Origin of the sequence: Neobacillus rhizosphaerae, assembly GCF_050477885.1 — a bacterium.
GTDB classification, from domain to species: domain Bacteria; phylum Bacillota; class Bacilli; order Bacillales; family Cytobacillaceae; genus Neobacillus; species Neobacillus rhizosphaerae_A.
Genome location: NZ_JBCNAC010000163.1, coordinates 1 through 1,381, shown reverse-complemented (window position 1 = coordinate 1,381; position 1,381 = coordinate 1). Strand labels below are relative to the sequence as shown.

Annotated in this window: 1 pseudogene; it reads left to right on the top strand. The window is 41.2% G+C overall.

The window, feature by feature from the left end:
• The first annotated feature begins 83 nt into the window (after positions 1-83).
• A pseudogene (locus ABES03_RS22055) lies at positions 84-1,243 on the top strand (IS3 family transposase).
• The last annotated feature ends 138 nt before the right edge of the window (positions 1,244-1,381 follow it).

Below are 1,381 nucleotides of genomic sequence, written 5' to 3'. Positions count from 1 at the left end.
TGATGCTAGACTAAAAAACGGACACGGTAAATTGGCACTTTCGTTATAATGAATAACAAAGAACAATTAAAGGACGTGTCTATATGGGGAAACATTTTGATCTCGAATATAAAATACAGATTGCACAAATGGTCGTAGAAGATGGTAAAAAAGCAACTCAACTAGCAAGAGACCTAGATATTCCAGTTGGAACTATAAGGAACTGGGTCGATGCATACAAGAAAAAGAGGCAAAAGGGTTTCGTCGGGAGCGGCAATACTCCCCCTGAATTAAAGCCTTATATGGACATCCAAAAAGAAAATATAGACTTGAAACAGGAGGTCGAAATCTTAAAAAAAGCCTTGCACATCTTCACCAAAAACCCCAACTAACCTACCAATTTATCAGGGATCATAAAGATGTGTTCCCGGTGGAGAAGATGTGCGAGCTTCTCGGCGTTTCAACAAGTGGGTATTATGACTGGCTCAAACGTGAACCAAGTGAACAAGAGAAACGGCGCAAACAACTGGCCGAAGAAATCAAGAAAGCTCATGAGAAATCAAGGGGCATGTATGGCAGCCCGAAGATAACCAAAAAACTTCACAAGAATGACGTTAAAGTCTCAGAACGTACCGTCCAACGAATTATGCGCGTGGAGGGTATTAAATCCAAGACAGCCAGGAAGTTCAAAGTAACGACTGACTCAAGTCATAAAAACCCGATTTACCCGAACCTTCTAAAACAGAATTTTACTACGGATGCGCCGGGAGAGGTATGGGTTGCGGACATTACGTATATCTGGACAAAGGAAGGATTCCTATACCTCGCTTCCGTCATGGATCTTTATTCGCGTAAAATCATAGGATTTGAGATTAGCAACCGAATGAAGAAGGAACTGGTCATCACAGCCCTGGACCGGGCCATGAAGCATCAGCCGCCTCAAAAGGGGCTTATTCATCACTCTGATCGTGGAAGCCAATATGCTTCCCTGGACTACACAGACAAGCTGAAAAAAGCAGAAATAGAAATTAGCATGAGTGGCAAGGGAAACTGTTATGACAATGCTTGTATTGAATCGTTTCACAGTATTATCAAAAAGGAATTAATCTACCAGAAAACATATAAGACAAGAGCAGAGGCAAAGAAGGAAGTTTTTGAGTATATCACTTGTTTTTACAATCCAGAGAGGATCCATTCAACTATTGGATACCAATCACCGATGGAGTTTGAAAAAGCTTATTACGCAAAAAATAAAGCAGCCTGATATTACCCTTTTCCTGGATGAATGATGAGGTAACGACAGTTAGGTCATCATTCATCCAGGCCACCAAGCGTTAGCGCGGTAGGCTGAAAATTAAAAAAGTGCCCGATTTAATTTGTCCGTTTTCTTGACGTAGTATCA